Origin of the sequence: Paenibacillus rhizosphaerae (assembly GCF_014192015.1) — a bacterium.
Classification (GTDB): domain Bacteria; phylum Bacillota; class Bacilli; order Paenibacillales; family Paenibacillaceae; genus Paenibacillus_AQ; species Paenibacillus_AQ rhizosphaerae.
The window spans coordinates 115968-138431 of the sequence record NZ_JACHXJ010000002.1 but is presented as its reverse complement, the minus strand read 5'-3'; the positions used below and the strand labels follow the sequence as shown (position 1 = coordinate 138431).

The window sequence follows — 22464 nt, the reverse complement described above, 5'->3', positions numbered from 1 at the left end:
ATCTTGAACAGCCGGGAATCGAAAGCCCGCCGGACTTTCAGGGGAATATGGATCTAGTAGCGGACAGCCCACACGCAGACCGGTTTGGACACCTCTACCGAATGGCCTGTATAGGTCAATTTGCCGGTATCCTGGTCTACGGTGAAGAGGGTCAGGTTATTGGTATCCCGGTTGGCCGCGATCACATGCTTACCGCCAGGAACGATGGAAAAATGGCGCGGGTGCTGGCCTTCTGTCGACACGTGCTGCACTGTGGTCAGCTTGCCGGATTCCGGATCGACCGCATAGACGACGATGCTGTCGTGACCGCGATTGGAGCCGTACAGGAACCGGCCGTCGGCAGAAATCGTAATTTCCGCGCAGCCGTTATCCCCCGTCCACTCCGCGGGCAGCGTCGGCACGGTCTCCAGCGTCTCGAGGGTTCCCTGCTCTGCGTTATATTGAAAGGCCGTAACCGTCGAATTCAATTCATTGATGACATACGCGAATTTTCCATTGGGATGGAAAGTCAGATGGCGCGGTCCGGCGCCTTTCTCCACCACCGCATCGCTCACCGGGACGAGCTTGCCTTCGGCTTCGTCGATCCGGTATGTACGGATGAGATCCAGACCAAGGTCGCACGCGAGCAAAAAGCGCTGATCCGGGCTGTAGAACGAGGAATGCAGATGCGGAGCGACTCCGCTGTAGTCGCCTTGTCCGACATGCTGCTGGATGTCCAGCACGCTTCCCACCTTGCCGCCGGCGTCCATTTTCACCAAGCTGATCGTGCCTTTATGATAACTGGTCAGCGTCAAATATTTGCTGTCTGCGCTGCGCTGGATGTGGCAGGCCGGACCGTTCAGCGCGTATGCCCGGCTGGATTCGGTCAGCTTGCCTGCTTGCGGATCAATCGTATAAGCTGCGGCGTCGCTCGTCTTCGATCCGTCTTCGGCCGCCGTTTCGCTGATTGCATACAGCAGGTTCCCCGCCTGATCCACGTTCAGGAACGTCGGATTTTTGTTGCCGTCCACCTTGTCGAGCAGCGTCAACTCGCCTTTCCCTTCATGCAATTCGTATACGTAGATTCCGTCGGATGCCGCTTCGGCATATGAACCGACGAACACCAGCATGCGATCGTTCGCTGTCATGATCACTTCGCCTCTCTCTTTGTGTTTGTATAAATGATTGTATCATTGTTAGTGGCATACGGCAAAAGGGGCTTCTCCCTCATTTTCTCCCCTCCATAAGGGAAACGGACGGATCATCGGGTCCATAGTGTAATTATCCTTCGGAAGGAACATAGTAATACGGTCGGTGTTATTGGCGGATGCTTACAAGGAGGTTCCATGTCTACAATGTCATCCAAGCGATTGCCGTATCACTGGCAGATCTGTTCAAACGTCATACGGTCATTATGGTACGAACGACATCATCCATAAACATAAGGAAATCAGATTTCCAGCCGGCCGTAAAATCATTTGCGCGCTTCGAATAGAACGATAGAACGCAAGCAAAACCCAGCATCAGGAGGCTGAACAAACTTATGAAATTAGCGGATCATACGATTCTCGTCAATGGAGGCGCCGCGGGCATCGGCAAGGGGGTCGTTATGGCTCTGGCCAAAGAGGGAGCCCGGGTCGCATTTTTCGACAGCAGCGAAGAAAAGGGGCGCATCGCGGAGAAGGAGATCAGCGAAAGAGCGGAATGCATGTTTGTTAAAGTCAATCTGCTCGATAAAGATGAGGTCGCTCAAGGCTTCAAGCAGGTTATCGGAAGGTTCAAAACACTCCACGGACTGGTGAACTGCGCGCAGGCTTCAAGGAACGTGCCCTTTCTGGATACGACTGAGGAAGAGCTCAGACTGGCGCTGCATACAGGCTTTCTGCCTGCTTTTCATCTGATGAAGTGGAGCTATCCATACTTAAAAGAAACGCAGGGCTCGATCGTGAACTTTGCTTCCGGAGCGGCGCTCGATGGCATGCCCACGCAAACCTCCTACGCAGCCGCCAAGGAAGCCATGCGCGGCATTTCCCGCGTGGCGGCCAAGGAATGGGGGCCGGATCAGATCAATGTCAACATCGTCTGCCCGATTGCAGCCTCCGAAGGGGTTCTGGAATGGAAAGAAAAGATGCCCGAGGCTTACGAGAAAATGGTCAACAACATCCCTTTGCGGCGGCTTGGCGACTGCGAGCACGACGTCGGGCGTGTCGTCTGCTTCCTGTTAAGCAGAGACGCCAAATTTATTACCGGGCAAACCATCATGGTTGATGGAGGCACCATGATGCTGCGGTAACATTCAAGCTTGAGTGATGCCGGTATCCCGCTGCGGCGGCATGGCGGCTGCGAGCATGACCTTTTAAGCAGGTCGACTGCTTGCCCGTTTGCCGTGACGCCTTCCATATCTTCAGATATACTTGGGAGCAAAGGAGTGAGATGATGAATTCACACATTCAGCTTGGACACGATGTCCCGGAAGCCGAGGAGTACAACAACCTGCGGTTAAAGGCCGGCCTCAGCCCCAAAGACCTCGACGCCTCCCGAAGGGGACTTCAGGGCTCCCTTTTCATCGTGACCCTCCGCCTGCAAGGGAAACTGATCGGCATGGGCCGAGTCATCGGGGACGGAGGCTGCATGTACCAGGTCGTTGACATCGCCGTTGATCCCGGTCATCAAGGCCAGGGCCTGGGCAAGCGGATCATGGCCGAAATCACAGGCTACCTGGACCGAAACGCTCCGTCCACCGCCTATGTCAGCCTGATCGCCGATGTGCCGGCCGACCGGCTGTACCGGCAGTTCGGCTTCGAGGAGACGGCGCCGGCATCGGTCGGCATGTACAGGCGGTTCTAGGGCGGAGCGGCCAAGGTGTTAGTCCACCTTGGCACCGTAGGCCCGGGCTACGCCGACCGCCTGCTCCAGGTCGATCCGCACCCCGGTGAGGTCGATCGACCGGAAGTCAAAGCGGTCCAGCTTTGCGCCCCGCAGATCGGCACCGCTCATCGCGGCCTTCGCCAGCCGGACGCCGCTCAAATCCGCCTCGCGAAGATCCGCTTTTTGCAGATTGCATTCGGACAAATCCGCCTCCACGAGGCGGATGCCCCGCAACTGCTGCTTGGCGAGATTGACGTGGCGCAGGTTCGTGTACGACCAGTCCCCGCCCTGGATCGTGATGCCGTCCAGCGATGCGCCGGAGAAGTCGCTGCCCGTCATTTTGCAATCCTCAAACTTGCTTACGAACAAATTGGCCCCCGCAAAACGGCAGTTCGTAAACGCTGACCGGACATGCAGCGAAGCGTTCAGTGTCGCTCCCCCAAAGTCGCATTCGATAAACCGGCAGCCGGTTGTCCAAACCTCATCCAGCGCCGCCCCGCGAAAGCTGCACTGATGAAAGGTGCACCCCTTCAATTCCCCTTCCTTCAGATCGGCTTGGGCAAAATCCACCTTTACGTATTCCTCATCTATGTACTGATACATCCGCTCATCCCCCGTTTCTTTTCTAACCCTTTGTTTCGTTTAGACAGCTTATTTCCTATCCTATCAAACATATGTTCCATTCTCAATCGCGTGAAACCTCCAGATTTTCCGCAAAATGCCCTGGTCTCTGCCGGACGTTTGCTGCTATGGAGCGATTTCAGCTCCGAAGCACTATACCCTGCCCGTCGGCATCGCGATGATGCAGGCCCAAATGCAGTACCGTACCGAATGGGGCCCCCTTTTCGCTGGTCTGCTCATCACTATCGTCCCGGTCCTGATCATGTACATGTTCTTCCAGCGGCAGATCGCCATTGGAATTACGGCCGGGGCCGTCAAGTGAGCCCGGGGTTGCCGGGTTACATCACTCATAGCCATACAGAAAAAAAGCCCGGGAATCCCGGGCTTTGCTTTGTCCTGCACGGCAGAAGCTATTCGGCTGTTTACACTGCTCGCCCTGTTACCGGATACCGGAACAACGACGAGCGCCAGTCGCTTCGTACTAGCACTCTTTCAGCGTCACTTCCGGCCCCAGCGTAATCTCAAACGCCCGCTCCCAAATGAATGCCGGATTTTCGTAGTCCAGAGACGCGCAGGCATACGTCGCATACGACCATCCGGACGGCTTAATCCGCCACACGTTCTGCGACACGCCGAGCTCGAATGCCTTTCTGGCAGCCAGCGCCTTCGTGTTCGCCTGCATGCGTTCGCGAAGCATCTCGACCAGAACCTCATCGTCTTCCGGCGAGTTAAACAGGCGAATGTTTTGGTCCGCATACGGTACGTTGGAGTATAGGGTGTGTGCCCGCGAGTACGTCCGGATTTCGGCAATCGTGATCTTCTTATAGTAGTAGTCCTTGAGGAATCGCTTGAACAGCAGTGATCCGTGTGCATTCACTGCCTCTTGCAGTGCCGGCGGCCGCTTCTCCGTGCCAAGGTATACGAATCGGGCCTGGGCCATGCCGAGGGCCATGCCAATTTTGTTGCCGGCCGTGTTCCAAGCGCTGTATCCCAGAAGCTGTCCGGTGGACACGCTGTCGAGCAGCGCTTCGGTCACGGTCGCATCGGCGGCGCCTCCTCCGACAAAATCAATCACAATCGTCGGAACCCGGCCGGCGCTGTTCGCTTCCATCCGGCTCACGGCGGCGCCGATCTCGCTGGCACTGGTAACCGCCACGATTTCGATATCATAGGCTGCCGTGTCAACGAACTCTCCGCCGACGATGTCCACATGATGCCGGATATTATCGTGCACGCTCATATACTCGTAAGGATTGACGATGGTCGATCCGTCCGGCCCAAAATATTTGACGCCGTATTTCGGGAGGGTGCTATAGCGGTGAAGCTCCTTCGCCATCCGGCCCAGCAGAGAGTATCCCAATGCGTCGGCATCGGGGAGAATGATCGCTTTGTCCGGATTTTGGCCGCCGGTGCCGCCCAAATGCTCATTCACAAAGGCTTCCAGGTAAGCAATTTCGTTGGCCTGTACCCCTTGGGTATAGGAGTCATCCACCCCCACTGCGAGAAAATCCACGTAACCCTCACGGACGAGCCGTTCAATGATATATCGGTTGGTCTTGAATTTATGCCTTCTGGCATTATAGTACTGCTCCTTGTCAAAAAGGGCAGGCTCTCCGAATGAAGTGCCGTCGGGCTTCGTATCGTAGCCTTCCAAAATGTCCTCGAATGTAGTTGCGACCGCCCGTGGCTGTTGGGCAAAAGCTCTCGCCTCGTCGTATGCAGCCTGGGTCAGCCCTTCCACAAACACGGTGGTCGCCAGTCGCATGATCGTATCCAGCACATAGACCGGCTTACTTGGGTAAGCCCGCTTGACTTCCCGAAAGACGTCCAGCAGTTTGGTGGTGTCGGGGTCATAATCAGGGTAGGCGCCACCAGCGCTTGAACGGAGCCGTCTGCTGCCGATTAACCCGCCGTAGGCCAGCATATCTGTCGAAATGATAAATCCGTCTGCCTGAGCGGCGTGTTCCCTGATAAAACGGCGGATATTCCGCGTCTTTCCGTACGTGGGCGATGAGGTGCTAACCAGTAGACCGCCTTCAGCCATGGCCTTGGAGTCGAGGCGATTTGTAATATCCTCCCGGTCGGGGACAATCAGCTGGATCCCGGCGGATCTCCCCTGTACGATCACATCATCCAAATTGGCAGGACGGTCGTCCAGCGGGACATAGAGCACTTTTTTCATAAAAACATCTCCTTTGCATGCTTGATTTGTCGTATTGCTCGGCTCTGCTGAATACGGTTAAACTCAAGATGGCTTATCATGCCGAAGGAAAGCTTACGCCATGGACAACCGTAACGGATGACCGGATATCCGGCGCTGCTTCGTCGTTATTTAAGGGGGCACCTTTCATCTTCGGATGATTCGGATCCGTGAACCTATAATATCATATACCGTTACGGTACGCAATATAATATTTTTTTTTATTTCCTCCCATCAATAAAAGAAGTTGCCCCTCGAAATTTGCGCGGGCAGGCGGACTTTTTTCCAAAATTTCTTGAATTCAATCTCATCTATAGGCCGCTTGGAAATTGCGTCTTAAAGCTAAGCTGATAGGATGCTTCCGGTCACTTACTATACTTTCAAGTTGACTATGTATGCCCTGTTCATCTACAATATATAAGGTAAATTTACAAGAACAGGTGAAGAAGCAATGACAACGAAGCAAGACTACCGTATTTTGTTATATTATAAATTTGTCAACATCCCTGATCCTGAGCAGTTCACTGCGGAGCATCTGCAGTATTGCAAAGATCTGGGCGTCAAAGGCCGCATTTTGATCGCTTCTGAAGGCATCAACGGCACGCTGTCCGGCACCGTGGAGCAAACCGAGAAGTATATGAACGACCTGAAAGCAAATCCGCTGTTCTCTGACATCGTCTTCAAGATCGATGAGTCGGAAGGCCATGCGTTCAAGAAAATTTTTGTCCGTCACAAGAAAGAGCTCGTCACTTTCCGTTACGAGGAGCCGCTTGATCCCAATGTCATCGGCGGGAAGCGTCTGACCCCGGAAGAGTTCCATGAGCTGCTTCAGCAGGATGACGTCATCGTCCTGGACGGCCGCAACAACTATGAATACGAAATCGGGCATTTCCGCGGCGCTATCCGTCCGGATGTCGAGTCGTTCCGCGAATTTCCGGAATGGATTCGCAACAATATGAGCGAGTTCAAGGACAAGAAAATTTTGACCTACTGCACTGGCGGCATCCGCTGCGAGAAGCTGACCGGCTTCATGATCAAAGAAGGCTTTCAGGATGTTGCCCAGCTTGAGGGCGGCATCGTAACATACGGCAAGGACCCTAAAGTCCAAGGACATCTGTGGGACGGCAAATGCTACGTCTTTGACGAGCGCATTGCGGTACCGATCAACCGTACAGATGAAGACGTCGTAATCGCCAAATGCATCCACTGCGGCAAAACGCATGACCGCTACATCAACTGCGCCAACCCGACCTGTAACAAACAGCATGTTTGCTGCGAAGAGTGCGAAGAGATCCATCAGTCCTTCTGCTCCGACGAATGCCGGGACGTCATCATGGCGGCCAAGACCAATTGATCGGATCCACCTATCATCATAAACGGCAGTTCCTCTCCCTGAGAGGAGCTTGCCGTTTTTTTGTTAATATGACGTGGTGGATGGAAAGCCGCCGCTTTCCCGCATACTCCAGACACGCAAGCAGCCCGTTCCTCGAATCCCAGGGAACGGGCTGCTTGCAGAGTTGCTGTAAGTATCCAATCGTTATCGTCATTCCTTGGGCGGGGCAATCGGACGTTTTCCTGTATGCTAGAACGCTCCGGTTCCCCCGCCTCCGCCTCCCCCCCCGCCGTCACTGAAGCTCGACGAGGAGCTGCTGCTGCCTCCAACACCCATCGGCTTCAGAAGCAGGTGATTTTGCGTATAATTCAAGGATTCCATAATCTCCACGCTGAATAATGCGGGCACGGCTGCGGCCAAGGCGGCGCCTGGCGTGCCGTTCTGCTTACGGTGTTTAATATACCGCGGAACGGTACCAAGCAGTGTGGCATACTCCGCAGCCTGCTCCGATTCCAGCGGTTCGCCAGCGTAGGACATCTCTCCTTTTCCAAGCGTATTCCGAAGTGCCTTGAGTGCAAAACGGTAGCGATGCGTCTCCCAGGACAGCACATGAACGGGAATGCTCCATACAAACAGAGCGGAACAAACCGTCAGGATTAGATAATAACCCGAAATATCATGCACGATTTGGGAGCCCATAATAAAGCAAGCGAGCAGATACAGAAAGATCCACAGCTTATTCCGAAAGCGGATGGACGCCCATACCCCTCCAGCACCAAGCAGCACGGCGGTTAGCACGATCATGAGCGTGGACGCCGCGTCGGTGTACAGCAGATACAAGAGAAGTCCGTAATTCACCGCAGCCGTCAGCGGAATGAACAGCTTGAGGAGCGGATTGGGCCGGACCTGCCCCGAATAAGGCTGGGTACGCGACAGCAGCCTGATCCACTTCCTCAGCCGGTCGGCATGCTTAACCGACTTTGCCCGGTACTGGCTGACGATCCTTGCGCTCTGCCGCTCCTTAAACGTTGGCCCTGCCAAGGAATCCAGCTTGAAGATCAGACTGCCGTTGATTTCTTCAAACAGCCAGCCGACAAGATGCTTCTCCGCCGGGTTGAGCTGGTCCATGCTGCCCTTAAAGGTGAACAGCAGCGTGAATTCGGGAGCCGTCGGCTCTTCCTGAAAACGTTTTGAAGCCGGGACCTGCTTCACGGTCACGTACCCCTTCTGGCGCAGCGATAACAATCCGGCCATGAAGTCTTCCCTTTTTAACCGGCCTTTGCGCAGCATATACATGAGAAGCAGCGGATCCGCTTCATCAATGTCCTGCCGGGTGACATCCCCGCGCCGCAGCCAGGCCGAAATTTTTCTCCACGACAAAGCGTACAGCAGCGCGCCTACAATGAAAACAGCCATGCCGACTTGAACAACCGGACGGATGGCGTCCATTCGATCGTCACGGGCGGCAAGCCGGTCCTGGTATTTCTGCTCGGCGGACAGCTGCTTTTGCAAAGACACCTGTTCCTCGGAAGCCGTCATTTGGGATAGCTGATCCGGTGGAAAATAGACCACCATATGCGCCGTCCCGTCACTCGTCAAATCATCGTTTTCATAGTGGACCGCTGGCGGCCCTTCGCTTGTAATCTTTCCGCCCGAACGGTCATGCAAAAAGGCATGAACGTCTCCGTTCTTATAATCGCCGGGCATAAACAAGTCGACGGACACGTGGTGAAGATCCTCTTGGTTATTTTTGAAGAAGCTCCATTCCATTTTGCCCGTTTCGCCGTACCTTACCGCCGCATGGTCAATCCGATAGCGGTAATAGACCTGCTTCGTTTCGTTCTGCGCGGCATCGTATATGTAATACGTATCATTGTCGTCGTCCCATTGGACATCCAGCCGCTGCAAGTTTTCGTAGGAGAAACTGCCTAGCTTCGGATGTTCCGGGGGTACGTAGGCTTCAAAAAATTCAACCCCCTTCTGATCCGCCCGATCAATCGCACGCGTCATTCCGTTAAAGCTGCCCTTAAAGGTATACGTAAACAGTTCTTCGACATACAAGTCTCCATCCGGCCCGAGGTAAGCCCTGGATTCCACGCGGTCCATCGAGTAGCTCTTCTTGTCTCCACAGCCGGTTATCCCAAGGACCAGGACAAGGCTTCCCAGCAGTAGCCACCATCTCCTCATGCGCTCACTCCCATCTCCATACTTCTTGCTCTCTCTACTGGCTATGCACAGATCTAAATGCCGCTTCCCTGTCATTCAAAGAGCTGTATACTTCGGGTTACAGCGGCTGCCATAGACGTTTTCTATTATATTAACAAATGCCCCCTAGTGGAAAACAAGTGTATATGGTACCAAAATATGAGTTTTTTCGCCATTTATTGTTGGAAAATACGCCTTCCGTCGCATACTTGCAGCGTCTTTCGGTATGTATTCATTGGAGGACAGACCGCTTCATTTTATGGGTTATCGCCTAAAAAAAAGACGACCTCCGGACCAACCGACACAAAAGGTCGGTCACCCAAAGGCAGCCTTCAGCATGAACATGCCGATTACAGAAGGTCGTCAACCGGTTCAAAACCGGTACCGGGATCGTACACCATCCGGTGGGGACAATGCATCAGCGCTTCCAGGCAGCGTTCACGACCTGCATGATAGCCGGCAAAAAACTTTCGGTCGATGCGGATCGACAACACCGTAATGTACTCCTCCTGCCCGGTCTTTTCGTTCATTTTGGTGTCCCTCGCCTGCACGACGACCGTGTCCAATGGGAGCAGGGCAAACAATTCTCCGGCAATCCGGAGAACGGAGCCGCAGATGTATTTCAGCTCCAGATCATTGCGTTCGCGGACGGACAGCTCAGGCGAAGCCACTCCTGCTTCGGTGCGGACTTTCGCCTCACGCGGGATCACCTGCTGGGAATTAACATCCAGTTCCACTTCCACCTCGGAGCTGCTCCGGACGCTGAACTCGAGGCCGCTCCCCAGCAGGGTCAATTCCTGCAGCGGAGCCATCTCTTCTAGAACCCGCAAATAGGCAGTGCGGTTGCCGTCCAGGATGTCGTGGGCAAAATCGTTGGCTGCTTTCCATGCCAGATAGTCTTTACGATCCTCTTCCCGGGCCAGCTGTACCTGCCTCTCCAGCTCTTCCCGGATCATGGCGTCCTGCTTCAGGAGCTTCTGGATGCGGGTCGGCTGGAACGCCGCCCAATTCCGCTCCGCCAGCTTCTCTTTCGGTCCCTGTTCCCCTCTCGGGAACGGAGGGGCCATGGCGGCAAGAACATCCCAGAACACCGGCTCCCCGTATGTTTGATCGATCGTCGCGATCCACTCCAGCTGATTGTCGTACCAGTCGGCCTCAAACGATAATTTCTCCGCCTCGTTCCATGCGGTCTGCCCCTGCTGCTGATGCTGCCGGTTTATAAGTTCATGGCGCTTAAGATAAGCGCTGCTATAGGTCGGTGTGGTCGAAAAAAGTGAGGCTGCCGCTGCCGCTGACGCAGCCACACTTTCGTCACGAGGCATATATCCGCTGACAGGTGGCGAATCTGCGCCCTGTTCGCGGCTTCCTCCTGTATCCATGCTGTACAGATGAGGCCCTGAATTGGTTAGGATACCGTGATTGTATCGATTTCGCATACATTCTTCTCCTCATTCCCAAGTCCGTGAATGGATCACAAGTAATAGGTCATTTATACTATAAGCATAGAGGTAAATTTCGCCATTCCCGTTCACATTCCTGCATCTTCTCCATGAAAATTTATCGGGATCAAATGGAACTCCGCCGGTTCTCGCAGCTGAACAAGAAAAAAAGCGGCCCCTTCCAGGTCCGGCTCATGGTGCTCCCATGAAATAAAATGGCTCTCTATAAGGCAAGCAGCTCGCGGATTTCCTGCTCAGTCAAGGTCGTGACCGCGTCATCCGCCGACTCCATCACTTCGCGGATCAAATCCTTCTTCCGCTGCTGCAGCTCCAACATCTTCTCCTCCACTGTGCCCTTCGTCACCAGGCGAATGACCTGGACTACGTTTTTCTGCCCCATCCGGTGGGCTCGTCCCGCGGCCTGCTCTTCCACCGCCGGATTCCACCACAGATCGTACAGGATGACCGTGTCCGCTCCGGTCAAATTCAGGCCTGTCCCCCCCGCTTTGAGCGAGATCAGGAACACGTCGTTCTCTCCCTGGTTAAACCGCGAACAGGTCTCCACCCGCTCCTTGGCCGGAGTCTGCCCATCCAGATAAAAGACTGGAATCCCCCGCTGGCCCAGCTCGCTTCGGATGATCCGGAGCATGCTCGTAAACTGAGAAAAGATCAGGATCCGCCGCCCGCTGCCAAGGCATTCGTCGACCACGTCCAGCAGCTGGGAGAGCTTGCCGGCCGGGCCTTCGTACCCGTCCACAAACAGCGAGGGATGGCAGCACAGCTGACGGAGCCTCGTGATGCCGGCCAATATTTTCATCCGGCTCTTCTGGAACCCGTCCATCTCCAGGTCACGGATCGTCTCTTCCTTGAATTCCTCCAGGTAAGCGGCGTACAGCTTCTTCTGCTCAAGGCTCAGCTCCGAGCGCTGAACCGTCTCGATCCGTTCCGGCAGCTCGTCCAGCACATCGGCCCTTAACCGGCGCAAAATGAACGGCTGCACAATCCGGGAAATCTGGCCGCGGGTCAGACCACGGAAAGCCTTCTGACCTGTAAAAAGGCCAGGGAATACCGCCTCGAAAATCGACCACAGCTCATCCACCGCATTTTCGATCGGCGTGCCCGTGAGCGCAAACCGCCGCTCCGCATGGATTTCCCGAACCGCTTGAGCGGTCTGCGTCGCGTAATTTTTGATCATCTGGGCTTCGTCAAGAAACAGGGTGCTGAAGCCCATCTCCCGGTACAGCCGGATATCCTTGCGAAGGGACGGATACGAAGTGATAATGACGTCCGCTTGCTGCGCAGCAAAGCCGCTTGGGGATTCGGGTTCTGCGCCCGCAGCCGCCATGCGAAGCAGGGAATCGCTGCGCTCTTTCCGCGCGCCCAGGGCCACGTGAACCTGAACGGACGGAGCGAATTTCTGAAACTCGCTCTCCCAGTTATAGACGAGCGATGCGGGGGATACGATCAGGACCGGCAGATGCCCGCTGTCTCCCTCCTTCTTTCTGCGCTCCGACACAATGTAGGCAATGCTTTGCAGCGTTTTGCCAAGCCCCATGTCGTCGGCCAGAATCCCGCCGAACCGGTAATGGCCGAGCGTTTTCAGCCACTGGAAGCCGTCCCGCTGGTAATCCCGGAGCACGGCGGCCAGCTCTTCCGGCACGATGAAGTCCATCTGCTCGGGATGCGTCATATGGTCAATCAGCTGCCGCAGCGTTTTCCCCATCTGGACCCCGTAAGCCCGGCCTTCCTTGTCACGGAGCTGCAGACCCTTGACCAGTGGAAGATGAATGCGGCTGCCGGTAATATCCCCTTTCTTCATCCCGAGCTCGTCATACAGCTCGCCGAAGGTTTGGAAGGCTTCCTTTTCCAGGGACACATACGCACCGCCGGGAAGACGGTAATACTTCCGCTTCTCGATCACGCTTAGCAACAGCTTGCGGATTTCTTTGTCACTTACATGGTCCAGCTCAAAATTGATCTCAAGCCAGTTGGTCGTATGGTCTGTGTCCGCCTTGATTTTCGGAGGCTTGTTCGGATTGTGCATCAGCTGCTTGACGGCGGGAGTGGCGTAAACTTGGACCCATTTCTCGAGCTTGGGCAGCAAATGAAACAGGATGTCGTATACGCTGTCTTCTTCCGACAGGTCCAGCACCATTTCGCGTCCGTTCTGCACAAACTCCGTCCCCTTCAAGGCCTCGATCAATCGCCGCTCCTTGTCGGTATCCCGGACCAAAATAAAGTCGCCGTCTTTCCGGGCATCCGTATCGGCAAAAGCGTCGATCACAATTCCGTCGTACACGAATTCCAGCCTCGCGGACAGCTCGGTTTCGTCCCGGTCCAAATACAGCTTGGCCACCAGATCCGGCTGTACCAGCTGATCCCGGACGCTGGCGTCCATGCCAACCTTCCCGATACGCCGCAGGCCGGGAACCACCTTCTCCATCAGGGCGTCCATCTGGTGTGGTGATATGTTAATCCGCTTATGGTCATAGCGGTATATCAAGGTTTTCATCTCTGACAAAAGGAGCAGGTCGCGCACCGGCAGCCGGTATATTGTTCCGTCAACAGCTGCGCAGCCGTACGCAGTCATCACGACGACCCGCTTGAGCCCGTTGATTTCCAGGTGATAAGCCTCGCCGCTATCGATGCTGCCTACATGAAACGACAGCGGCATCTGGCCTTCACCCAGCTGAATCGGCTGAGGCGAAGCATACTCTCGCTCCATCGCGGCCCCAGCCTTGACCAGCAAAGGCAGCAGCTCGTTCCAGCCCAGCGGCGGGATCGTCAGCATCCGTTGGCCGCCCGAGGCTGCGAAGCCAGGAATGGATCGGCCTGCTTCATCATACGCGAACTCGCTGCCGCAAATCCGGATGAGCATGTCGATGACGGCCCAGTCCTCGGGCCGGAACGTGTGCTGCTTCGGGCTGTATGTGAACAGCTTGGTAAAAGGCAGGCTTCTCCCTTCCTCGATATGAAGCAGAAACTGCCTGATATTTTGCACGACGTACAGCCGGTTCGGTCCAATCTTCATCTCGATCCGGAATTTCGGTTCCGGCTGATACTCGTCCGTCACTTTGCAGATCCATTCCACAGCCAGCGTTTCCTTAAGCACGCTCGCCGCTTTTTGGCCGGTCTTCAGCCGTTCGCTGTCGGCTATCTGCTCAAACAGCTCGATCAGTCCGCTGGTGAGGCGCACGTCCCTGGAGGAAACCGCGGGCGTCGGAATCGGGACAACCTCCCCCCGAGGCTGAAGCCGGTCCGTCCCCCCCTTTTCTTCTTCCAGCAGATAGATCAATACGCCGGCGATATGCTTGCAGTAAGGATAATATCCGCCGAAGCCCGCACAGTGGCAGGTTGCGCTGAAATCCGCACCGTCGATATCGACCTCCACCCGGTACATATCCTCGTCCTGCACCACCGCCTCGATGTAACGGTTGTCCTCATCGCGTTCCACGATCATGACCTGACCGTAGGCGCAGTATTCCTCACCCCGTTTAAAGGCGGATGCGCCGCATAATGATCTGATTCTTTGCGAAGTAAACGCCAGCATGTCTTCCGTCCTTTCCGGTCTCCAGTCCTAAACTCTCGTGTAATCAATATACCATAGTTCGGCTCAGGAAAGCGAAAAATTAGGAACTCCTGTTCTCTATCCGTTAGGTGAGATAGTGTTCTTTTTCCTTGGTGCAAGCGATCATTAATGGCGCTTTGCGGTTTCTTTGATCAGCTTGAATACTTCCGCAAGCGCGTCCGTCTTTTGGCTGCTTGCCATGGCCGATACGTAGGCATCCCGATGGGCATGCAATGCCCGAACCCGCTCGAGCAGCTTTTGCGGAGACAGATCTTCCTCTTCCAGCACTTCCGCATACCCTGCTTTTTCGAACGAGCGCGCGTTAAGGATTTGATCGCCCCGGCTTTGCTGCCGGGTCAGTGGGATGAGGAGCATCGGCTTGCGCAAGGAAAGAAACTCAAAGATCGAATTGGAGCCGGCCCGGGTAATCACCAAGTCCGACATGGCCAGCACATCGGGCAGTTCATCGCGAATGTATTCGAATTGACAATAGCCGGGAACCTCCAGCGCCGGATCGAGCTGCCCTTTCCCGCATAAATGCACGACTTGAAAAGCTTTCGTCAGCTCAGGCAGCGCCTGGCGCACCGTCTTGTTAATGCTCTGTGCGCCAAGACTGCCGCCCATAACCAGCAGAACGGGCTTCCCCGGAGTGAACCTGCACAGCTTCCGTCCGGCGGCAGCGCTGCCCCGTTTCAGTTCATCCCGGATCACAGCGCCGACATGGCGGCCCTTGCCCTTGCCGATATGGGCTGCCGCTTCCGGGAACGTTGTGCACACCGCTTCGGCCATCGGGATGGCAATCCGGTTGGCCAGCCCCGGCGTAATATCCGACTCATGAATGACGACCGGTACCCGGTTCAGCCAGGCACCGATGACGACAGGCACCGATACGAACCCGCCTTTGGAGAACACAATATCCGGTTTCCGTCGGCGGATCAGACGGCACGCCTGATAGACGCCCTTGGCGATCCGGAACGGATCTTTGGCGTTTTGCCGGTCCAAATATCTGCGCAGCTTTCCTGTCGCTATCGGAAAATATGCCACGTCCGGAAGCGGCGACACCAGCTCCCGCTCGATCCCATTGACCGAGCCTATGTATTCCACCGCCCAGCCTTCCTGCCGAAACAGCGGGATCAGCGCCAGGTTAACGGTGACATGTCCGGCGGATCCCCCGCCAGTAAACATTATTTTTTTCTTCATGGGGCCCTCCACTCGTTTCAACAACTGCATCTTATTGTATTATAATGCCGGTCTGGAGATAAATGCCCGTCCCGCTTTAACAAACCGGCCCGTCCACACTGGCACCCGTATCGACGGTTCGAAACCCCAATGGGATCACAACTCCAAAAACTGCTGGGAGGTCTGTTCAGGGTCAAACGTCCATTTTTTATAAAATGTTCTCGTTCATTGCTTGCTTTTAATGCTCGTTGTGGATACAATAAAGCTAACTTTTTTTAACAGGGAGGTGAGGTAGAAGTGGTACGCAATTTGGGAAACGACCGGATTAAACAACTGCCGATGATTTTGTCCGGCATTTTTTACAGAGTTTCCGCTAACGGGATCCGTCTGTCCATTTTTAACAATCCGGTTGTTTTACAAAATTGCGAAATGCCGCTCCTACCTTAACTTCAACGGATAAGCGTTGAACGTTCAAGCCGCAGGGACATTTCCCTGCGGTTTTTTTCTGTAGATGCGGCATCTATGGAGGAAAAAACGATGATGATTCAATGCAAAAACATACAAAAATACCACGGAGCTCAGCTCGTTCTGTCCGATGTATCCTTTGAAATCCGCGAAGGGGAAAAAGCGGCGCTGATCGGTCGCAACGGCTGCGGGAAAACGACGATGCTCCACTTACTGAACGGCGGAGATAAGCCGGACCGAGGCGAAATCTCCATTTCACGGGGCGCTAAGCTTGGCTTTCTCGCCCAAATTCCCCATGCCGGAAACGGCGAAACGGTGTATGACTTCCTGCTGCGCGCCTTTGCGACGCCGCTTGAATGGCAGCGGCGGATGCGCGAGCTGGAGGCGCTGATGTCCGGCTCCGCCGCTTCCGGCGGCAAAGAGCCGGAGAAGTGGCTCGCCGAATACGGCAGGCTGCAGGAACGGTTCGAAGCGGCGGGCGGTTATGAAATGGAAGCGACGATTGACCGCATCGCCGGCGGCCTTGGCATTCCCGCGAGCCAGTACAGCCGTCCCTTCGCCTCCCTCTCCGGCGGAGAGAAGACCAAAATCGGGCTTGCCTCCCTGCTGCTTGAGCAGCCTGATGTGCTGCTGCTGGATGAACCGACCAACCACTTGGATATGGCGGCGATTGAATGGCTGGAACAGTTCCTGAAGGAATACCGCGGCACCGTGCTTACGATATCGCATGACCGTTACTTTCTCGACAAGCTCGTGACCAAGGTGGTCGAGATTGAAGACGGGGAAGCTTTTACCTACCATACCGACTACAGCGGTTATCAGCAGGAAAAGGAAGCGCGGCTCCTGCAGCAGTTTGCCGATTACCAGGAGCAGCAGAAAAAAATCAAAAAGATGCAGGAAAGCATCAAGCAGCTGATCGAGTGGGGCAACCGGTCCAACCCGCCTAACGCCGGGTTCCACCGCCGAGCCGCCTCCATGCAGAAGGCGCTCGACCGTATGGTGAAGCTGAAGCGGCCAGTGCTGGAGCGTAAGACGATGGATTTGTCGCTGCAGCAGGAAGACCGGTCCGGCAAGCAGGTGCTCGTGTTCGAGGAGCTGGGCAAATCGTATGGCGCACACACCTTGTTCACAGGCGTAAACGAAACGCTCCGGTACGGGGAAACCGTGATGCTGCTCGGCGGCAACGGAAGCGGCAAGAGCACGCTGATCAAGCTAGCCCTTGGCCAGCTCGAGCCGGCGGAAGGCAGCGTGGCCGTCGGTTCGCGCGTCAGCATCGGTTACCTCGCGCAGGAGGAAACGCCGGAGTCCGTCAAGCAGAACGTGCTTCAGTACTACCGGGAGCAGGCCGGTATCGAGGAAGGTGAAGCCCGCGGGCGGCTGGCGCGATTCCTGTTTTACGGCGCCGATGTATTTAAAGACATCCGCAGCCTCTCCGGCGGGGAGTGGACGCGGCTGCGCTTCGCCATCCTGATGGAGCAGAAGCCGAATCTGCTGATTCTGGACGAACCGACCAACCATCTGGACATTGACGCCAGGGAAGCGCTGGAAGAAGCGCTCGAGGAGTTCCCCGGCACCATCTTCGGCGTATCCCACGACCGGTATTTTATCAACAGGCTGGCGGGCCGAATTTGGAGCCTGGATCACGGGCGGGTCCGCTCCTTCATCGGTAACTTCGAGGATTACAAGCAGGAAATCCGCAAGCGGATCGAAGCCGAAACGGCGGCGCAGGAGTGGAATTCAGAGGCCCGCAGTTCAAGGGCTGCGGCAGCCGGCAGCCACGGCAATGGGCCGGTATCCAAGCCGGCTGATCCGCGCGCCGATGCCGGCGAGCGGTGTTCCCGGAAAAGCGGCGCCACCGCTTCCGCGCCACTCGAGCAGTCGATCAAGGAGCTCGAGGCCCGGCTCGGGCAGATCGACACCGACATGCTGGAGAAAGGCGCCGCCTCAGACCTGGCACGCCTGCAGCAGCTTCATGCGGAGCGGGAGCAGCTCCAGGTACAGCTGGAAGCGGCGTATGAGCAGTGGCTGGAGCTGCAGGATGCGTAAGCCAATGTGAAGCGTGCACTGGCACGCCCCCCACTGGTCGCATACAGCTGCGCGTCTGGCATTTTACGTTCTAGACAGTGCAGCTCACAACGCCACATGTTACTAAAAACGCTAAAAACCCCTGGTCGTAAACGACCAGGGGTTTTCTGTACATACATGTATATGATATGCCGTTTTATTCGTTGTTGTCTTCTGCAGCGGTTTCCGCCGCTTCTTCTCCCTCCGCTGCCTCGGATTCGTCCGCAGCCTTGGCCTCCGTTGCCATGCGGGATGCCGTTACCGAAGCAACCAGCTCTTCAGGTGAAGCTACGAGCGTTACGCCGGATGGCAGCTGGATATCTCCGGCCACCAGCTTGTCGCCGATTTCCATATGCGATATGTCCACCGCAATCGAGGATGGCAGGTTTGCAGGAAGCGCCTCGACTTCAAGCGCGGTCTCCTGATGCTGAAGCACGCCGCCCACCTTGGTGCCGGCAGCCATACCTTGGAAGTCGATCGGAACGCGAACCTTGATCGGCTTGTTGGCGGAGATGTGCATGAAATCCACATGCGTCCACTCGCCGGCTTTGCGCTGGTAATCCTTGATGATCACGTCCAGATCCGACGAGCCTTCCACCTTCAGCTTGAACACTTCGGACCGGCCTGTTCTGGCGACTTTGGCCAGCTCCTTTACATCGACGCTGATCGGCATGCTCTCGGTCTGCGTCCCGTAGACCACCGCCGGAATGCGTCCGCTTTGTCTCAAGCTGCGCAGGCTCGAATGCTTCGTGTCGGTTCTTCGTTCTGCTGTAAGAGAATGAGATGTCATCTTTTACAACCTCCTCTGATATTTAATCTGTCTGCTACAGAGCACAGGCATATCTATGTATTACCCATTTTTGGCGAAATCAAAACCCTGCAGCAGGAAAACAGCCCATTTCATCTGAAGCAAAACGGGGTACACCGCCTGGCCGGATGATACCGAAGACAGGAGCATTAGATCTAGACAAAACGCCTAGCAGCGTACCTTCAAGGAAGCTTAGCCGCTTTTAGTTGTAGTTTCTCTTGCGATATGAGAACCGGATCCCGAAGCTTATCCTTTCCAATATCATAAAAAATCCCGCAGCGGTCATCGCAACCGTGCGGGATTGGGGCACACCAGGCGAAGCGGAACGCGTGCCGCTGCCGAGGTTTTATTTTCCGGATATCATCGTAAAATCGTCAAAATGAAAGCCGGGGGAAACGACACAGGAAACGAATACCGGCTCATCGCCGAGCGGTTTGGCCGCCTGCCAGACATTGGCCGGAACAAGCGCCTGCGGCACCTGGCCCTTCTCGGCGTCCATCCCCAAAATGATTTTTGTCTCCCGGCCAGGCTGTTCTCCATCGCCTGCGAGCAGCAGCTCGAGCGGACTGCCGGAATGCCACAGCCACAATTCATCGGAATAAACGCGGTGCCACGCGGAGGATTCCTCCGGATGAAGCAGGAAATAAATCGAAGTCGCCGAAGGGCGCGAACCCGAATACTTGGGATCCAGCACGTCTTTCGGGATTTCAAAGGACGCCTTCCATAACTCCTTGTACCACCCGCCCTCGGGATGGGGCAGCATGTCAAAGGTTCTCACCAGAGGCGACAGCAGTTTCTCGGTCATCGTAAGCCTTCTTTCTCTGTTATATATCACCCTATCCAAGGGAATCTCACTTTACTTTATAGGAATCACCCGTTTTTGTAAAATGCATGCATCCCTATCCCCGGTTACAGAAAAGAAGGCCACATATTTCCGTCGTGCCGCCGCCCAAGCCTCTAATCTTCTCAGCTTACCAGCTTCTCAAGCGGACAAACTTTCCAACCTGTGAAGCCGCCCAGCTCCAAGGTTGCCATACGCTCAACCAGCCACCTTACACGGCCACACTCCTCCCGGCCCTCGGGCGTCAGCTGATCTTCTTCCAGTCGTCCGATCCGCTCCGGACAAGCACCTTCTGCTTGCTGTGATGCCATCCAAGCTTGATAAACCGATCCTGGTCGCAGTCCTTCGCCTCCCAGTCGTTCAGCCGCACGATATATCCGATTTCCTGCACGTTCAGCGGGACATATATAGTCGCCACCGCGCGTCCGTCCTCCATCCGGTCAAAATCGACCCGTCGTTCCCGCATGCCGCTGCCCCATACCCATAAGTTCCAGCCGTCATATTTGCGGTCCTGGCGCTCATAATGCAGCTCCACCGTCTTGAGCGGGCGCGGACGGCCGCCTTCTTCCTCATACAGAACCATGACCGACAGGCCGGGGACGTTCACCGTCTCGTCGACGATCATCTCCAGCGCCCCGTTCCGTGCCTGAAGATTGTTGACGGCCACCTTCCAGCCGGTAATGGAAAACGGAATGTCGACCTGCGCCTCCCGAACGTTTGCATTGTAGATGACAATGATATTTTTCCACGTATCGCCGTTGGCATGATCCTTCAGCCGGTAAGCGACGACATTGCCGTCGCAGCGCATGACCTCCATGCTCCGTTTGATCTGCTCCTTGTCCGTCATACGGAACGCCCGGTGGGCGCGGCGCAGCGCGATTAGACCTTGGTAATACTCGAATACCGGCAGGAACCGGGACTTGTTGCTCCAGCGGATGGCGTTGATCGCATCCCCGCTCCGGTAGCTGTTGTGATCGCCGAATTTGCTGCGAAGCATCTCGTCACCCGCATGAATGAGCGGAATACCCTGAGAAGTCAGCACGATGCCGTTGGCCAGCAGCGCTCTCCGGACGCTTTCGTTCTCCAGCAGACGGTCCCGGTCGATGCTCCGGTAAGGATCGGCGGCTGCGACCGCTTCCTCAAGGCTTCCCCCTCCGGCCAGTCGGCCGTTATCGATGCCGCGGATCAGGTCACCTCCCAATCCCTGCGTAATCAGTACTTTATCCCACAGGTTAAGGTTGTCGTGGACCGTCACATAGTTGATCGTCTCTATGGGTGAACCGGTGAAATCGTCGATCGCCCCCTGAACGCCGGCCAATACCGCCGCTTCCTTGCCGGGCTGCCCTGTGGCGAAGCCCTTTCCCGCACCGTCGCTGTCTCCCTTGATCGCCCCCCGGAAGTTGTCGTTGAAGACGGCAAAACCTTTGCCTCTTTGGGATCCCTTCAGAGTTTGCTGCTTCAGCGGCGTTTCACCGCCTGTCCAAGGCTCCCCGTAAATCAGCAGTCCCGGGTGCTCGCGGTGGAGCTCCTCGGTAATCTGCGCGATCGTGTCCGTGTCGATCAGACCCATCAGGTCAAAACGGAATCCGTCGATATGGTATTCTTCCGCCCAATAGCGCAGGGAATCCTTGATGTATTTGCGGACCATCGGGCGCTCGGTTGCCAGCTCGTTACCGACGCCGGAGCCGTTGCTGAACCGCCCTGACGCATCGGTCCGGTAAAAATAACCCGGCACAAGCTTTTCAAACGGGCTGTCCCCCGAGGAGTAGGTATGATTGTACACCACATCCATCACGACCCGGATTCCTTTGCGGTGCAGCGCCATGATCATCTCCTTGCACTCCCGGATCCGGACGTCGGGGCTTAACGGGTCGGTCGCGTAGGAGCCTTCCGGCACGTTGTAATGCTGGGGATCATAACCCCAGTTGAATTTCGGTTCCGCCGAGTCCGGATCATCGACCGTCAGCTCGTTCACCGTCGCATAATCAAAAATCGGCAGCAGATGGACATGCGTCACGCCGAGTTCGGCCAAATGATCAATGCCTAGCCGGCTGCCGGACGCGTCCCGCACACCCGTCTCCGTAAACGCCTTGAACTTGCCTTTATACTGGAGCCCGGAATCCGCGCTGATCGAAAAATCCCTGACATGCAGCTCATAGAGTACCGAGTCTTCCACCCCCAGAAGACCGGGGCTTTCATCCTCCTCCCAGCCCTCCGGGCTCGCGGCCTTCACATCGACGATCGCCGTCCGCTGCCCGTTGACGCTGACCGCCCGGGCGTACGGATCGGCCGTATAAACTTCCCGCCCGTCCGGATGCTCCACCTTGTACATATAATATTTTCCGGCCAAATCGCCTCTGAAATGAAGAGACCATACCCCGCCTTCCCCGCGTCTCATGCCTATTTCGAACCCGCCGGCGTGGTCAGTAAGCGCTCCGCCGTCATAAGTTCCGGCATCATCGTACAAGGCGAGGGTAACCTTCGCCGCCGTCGGCGCCCAAACTCTGAATATACTTTCAAGATGCGTATAATGACATCCCAGGTCGCCGCCTTCATATATTTCCACGTTATTCATCATGATTCATCTCACCACCATGGTTTACCTGAATATATGCTACAAAAAATCGCTTTCACTACATCCTATGTTACTTTCTTGCCATTTGTAAGGGGTTCTATAAGCTTTTCCCTGCCCAAATTTACGGGACAGCTGTGACTGCACTGTGAAATCATTATATGCTTGTACGCTAGCATTTACCCCATAGTTGCACGGTTCTTCCAAATCATAGAATCATAGATGCGGGGCAGTCTTACGAAAAACGTCGATCGACGTACCTTCAAAGAAGACAGACCGCGTCTAGCTCCGCTGAATATTTATAAATTTTATCATCATAAGA

General features: G+C 55.5%; 15 protein-coding genes and 1 pseudogene. 6 read left to right on the top strand and 10 right to left on the bottom strand.

The genetic code is table 11. The features are described from left to right. Positions 1 to 53: 53 nt before the first annotated feature. Positions 54 to 1127 (bottom strand): lactonase family protein, encoded by a 1074-nt coding sequence (locus FHS19_RS09075; RefSeq protein ID WP_183581607.1) that lies wholly within the window; start codon positions 1125 to 1127, stop codon positions 54 to 56. A 395-nt stretch (positions 1128 to 1522) separates the two neighbouring features. On the opposite strand from FHS19_RS09075, the gene FHS19_RS09070 reads away from it, so the two are divergent. Together FHS19_RS09070 and FHS19_RS09065 are read left to right on the top strand one after the other, a co-directional pair. Continuing rightward, the gene (locus tag FHS19_RS09070; RefSeq protein WP_183581606.1) at positions 1523 to 2272 is read left to right on the top strand and encodes an SDR family NAD(P)-dependent oxidoreductase; all 750 of its coding nucleotides are present in this window, start codon (positions 1523 to 1525) and stop codon (positions 2270 to 2272) included. Positions 2273 to 2412: 140 nt separating this feature from the next. Further along, entirely contained in the window at positions 2413 to 2826 is a 414-nt protein-coding gene (locus FHS19_RS09065) for a GNAT family N-acetyltransferase (RefSeq protein ID WP_183581605.1), read from the top strand. Positions 2827 to 2844: 18 nt separating this feature from the next. On the opposite strand, the gene FHS19_RS09060 is transcribed toward FHS19_RS09065, so the two are convergent. Then, positions 2845 to 3450: a pentapeptide repeat-containing protein gene (locus tag FHS19_RS09060; RefSeq protein WP_183581604.1), complete on the bottom strand. Its 606-nt coding sequence runs from the start codon at positions 3448 to 3450 to the stop codon at positions 2845 to 2847. 163 nt (positions 3451 to 3613) lie between these two features. On the opposite strand from FHS19_RS09060, the pseudogene FHS19_RS09055 reads away from it, so the two are divergent. Continuing rightward, a pseudogene (locus FHS19_RS09055) lies at positions 3614 to 3790 on the top strand (carbohydrate ABC transporter permease); the annotation flags it as partial. Positions 3791 to 3949: 159 nt separating this feature from the next. Here the strand turns inward: FHS19_RS09055 and FHS19_RS09050 are convergent. Then, positions 3950 to 5650: a DUF4127 family protein gene (locus FHS19_RS09050; RefSeq protein WP_183581603.1), complete on the bottom strand. Its 1701-nt coding sequence runs from the start codon at positions 5648 to 5650 to the stop codon at positions 3950 to 3952. A 469-nt stretch (positions 5651 to 6119) separates the two neighbouring features. Here FHS19_RS09050 and trhO point away from each other — a divergent pair, with 469 nt between their 5' ends. After that, complete coding sequence (trhO, locus tag FHS19_RS09045; RefSeq protein WP_183581602.1) at positions 6120 to 7022, top strand: oxygen-dependent tRNA uridine(34) hydroxylase TrhO; 903 nt, start codon at positions 6120 to 6122, stop codon at positions 7020 to 7022. Between the two features lie 228 nt (positions 7023 to 7250). On the opposite strand, the gene FHS19_RS09040 is transcribed toward trhO, so the two are convergent. From FHS19_RS09040 to murG, 4 genes are all read right to left on the bottom strand, one after another. Next, positions 7251 to 9188 (bottom strand): DUF2207 domain-containing protein, encoded by a 1938-nt coding sequence (locus FHS19_RS09040; RefSeq protein ID WP_183581601.1) that lies wholly within the window; start codon positions 9186 to 9188, stop codon positions 7251 to 7253. A 368-nt stretch (positions 9189 to 9556) separates the two neighbouring features. After that, positions 9557 to 10642 carry a hypothetical protein gene (locus tag FHS19_RS09035; protein WP_183581600.1) on the bottom strand — a complete coding sequence of 362 codons (1086 nt, stop codon included), beginning with the start codon at positions 10640 to 10642 and terminating at the stop codon, positions 9557 to 9559. Between the two features lie 226 nt (positions 10643 to 10868). Then, complete coding sequence (locus tag FHS19_RS09030; RefSeq protein ID WP_183581599.1) at positions 10869 to 14195, bottom strand: DEAD/DEAH box helicase; 3327 nt, start codon at positions 14193 to 14195, stop codon at positions 10869 to 10871. Positions 14196 to 14339: 144 nt separating this feature from the next. Continuing rightward, positions 14340 to 15413, bottom strand: a complete 1074-nt coding sequence (gene murG, locus FHS19_RS09025; RefSeq protein ID WP_183581598.1) for an undecaprenyldiphospho-muramoylpentapeptide beta-N-acetylglucosaminyltransferase — start codon at positions 15411 to 15413, stop codon at positions 14340 to 14342. Positions 15414 to 15689: 276 nt separating this feature from the next. On the opposite strand from murG, the gene FHS19_RS35625 reads away from it, so the two are divergent. Both FHS19_RS35625 and abc-f read left to right on the top strand, forming a co-directional pair. Then, positions 15690 to 15839, top strand: a complete 150-nt coding sequence (locus tag FHS19_RS35625; RefSeq protein ID WP_376771842.1) for an RAxF-45 family protein — start codon at positions 15690 to 15692, stop codon at positions 15837 to 15839. Between the two features lie 90 nt (positions 15840 to 15929). Beyond that, complete coding sequence (gene abc-f / locus FHS19_RS09020) at positions 15930 to 17903, top strand: ribosomal protection-like ABC-F family protein (protein ID WP_183581597.1); 1974 nt, start codon at positions 15930 to 15932, stop codon at positions 17901 to 17903. A 175-nt stretch (positions 17904 to 18078) separates the two neighbouring features. Here abc-f and FHS19_RS09015 read toward each other — a convergent pair whose 3' ends face one another. The 3 genes from FHS19_RS09015 to pulA all read right to left on the bottom strand — a co-directional run bounded on the left by FHS19_RS09015 (position 18079) and on the right by pulA (position 22145). Further along, on the bottom strand, positions 18079 to 18711 hold the full coding sequence (locus tag FHS19_RS09015; protein WP_183581596.1) for a 50S ribosomal protein L25: 633 nt from the start codon (positions 18709 to 18711) through the stop codon (positions 18079 to 18081). Between the two features lie 364 nt (positions 18712 to 19075). Continuing rightward, on the bottom strand, positions 19076 to 19534 hold the full coding sequence (locus tag FHS19_RS09010) for a cupin domain-containing protein (protein ID WP_183581595.1): 459 nt from the start codon (positions 19532 to 19534) through the stop codon (positions 19076 to 19078). A 280-nt stretch (positions 19535 to 19814) separates the two neighbouring features. Then, a complete protein-coding gene (gene pulA / locus FHS19_RS09005; protein WP_246426606.1) occupies positions 19815 to 22145 on the bottom strand; it encodes a type I pullulanase in 2331 nt (776 codons plus the stop codon). Between the last annotated feature and the right edge of the window lie 319 nt (positions 22146 to 22464).

What these genes read in the sequence shown, in the direction of transcription:
- FHS19_RS09035 (WP_183581600.1), bottom strand. Translation starts at nt 10,642, where the DNA reads ATGCGAAATCGATACAATCACGGTATCCTAACCAATTCAGGGCCTCAT.
- FHS19_RS09015 (WP_183581596.1), bottom strand. Translation starts at nt 18,711, where the DNA reads ATGACATCTCATTCTCTTACAGCAGAACGAAGAACCGACACGAAGCAT.
- FHS19_RS09075 (WP_183581607.1), bottom strand. Translation starts at nt 1,127, where the DNA reads ATGACAGCGAACGATCGCATGCTGGTGTTCGTCGGTTCATATGCCGAA.
- trhO (WP_183581602.1), top strand. Translation starts at nt 6,120, where the DNA reads ATGACAACGAAGCAAGACTACCGTATTTTGTTATATTATAAATTTGTC.
- FHS19_RS09010 (WP_183581595.1), bottom strand. Translation starts at nt 19,534, where the DNA reads ATGACCGAGAAACTGCTGTCGCCTCTGGTGAGAACCTTTGACATGCTG.
- abc-f (WP_183581597.1), top strand. Translation starts at nt 15,930, where the DNA reads ATGATGATTCAATGCAAAAACATACAAAAATACCACGGAGCTCAGCTC.
- FHS19_RS09050 (WP_183581603.1), bottom strand. Translation starts at nt 5,650, where the DNA reads ATGAAAAAAGTGCTCTATGTCCCGCTGGACGACCGTCCTGCCAATTTG.
- FHS19_RS09030 (WP_183581599.1), bottom strand. Translation starts at nt 14,195, where the DNA reads ATGCTGGCGTTTACTTCGCAAAGAATCAGATCATTATGCGGCGCATCC.
- FHS19_RS09040 (WP_183581601.1), bottom strand. Translation starts at nt 9,188, where the DNA reads ATGAGGAGATGGTGGCTACTGCTGGGAAGCCTTGTCCTGGTCCTTGGG.
- murG (WP_183581598.1), bottom strand. Translation starts at nt 15,413, where the DNA reads ATGAAGAAAAAAATAATGTTTACTGGCGGGGGATCCGCCGGACATGTC.
- FHS19_RS09060 (WP_183581604.1), bottom strand. Translation starts at nt 3,450, where the DNA reads ATGTATCAGTACATAGATGAGGAATACGTAAAGGTGGATTTTGCCCAA.
- FHS19_RS09070 (WP_183581606.1), top strand. Translation starts at nt 1,523, where the DNA reads ATGAAATTAGCGGATCATACGATTCTCGTCAATGGAGGCGCCGCGGGC.
- pulA (WP_246426606.1), bottom strand. Translation starts at nt 22,145, where the DNA reads ATGAATAACGTGGAAATATATGAAGGCGGCGACCTGGGATGTCATTAT.
- FHS19_RS09065 (WP_183581605.1), top strand. Translation starts at nt 2,413, where the DNA reads ATGATGAATTCACACATTCAGCTTGGACACGATGTCCCGGAAGCCGAG.